Genomic DNA, 257 nt, shown 5'->3' on the forward strand with positions numbered 1-257 from the left:
TCCAAACTCTATTGAAACTACGCCTCTTTGCTTATTCATCATTGCGCTCCTAGCGAATCACTTGAATAAAGTAGCTATGATCTTTTAAGGTATCTTGGTTCTGGTTTGCGTAATTTTTGGCTTGGCGATAACTTGAGAATTCACCACTTAACAGCCTGAACCAGGTGCCTGACTCACCAAGATCAGCAGGACGAATAGTAATAGGGAGATCTGTACTTAGCAGCTCGTTTCTCTTCTCGAGTGCTTCAGGCATATTG

General features: G+C 42.4%; 1 pseudogene. It reads right to left on the reverse strand.

The annotated features are described in order from the left end of the window. Positions 1–49: 49 nt before the first annotated feature. Positions 50–257: pseudogene (locus AB4585_RS26530) on the reverse strand (SPOR domain-containing protein); the annotation flags it as partial.

The sequence above is a fragment of the Vibrio sp. 10N.222.49.C9 genome (assembly GCF_041474985.1).
Taxonomy (GTDB): domain Bacteria; phylum Pseudomonadota; class Gammaproteobacteria; order Enterobacterales; family Vibrionaceae; genus Vibrio; species Vibrio crassostreae_C.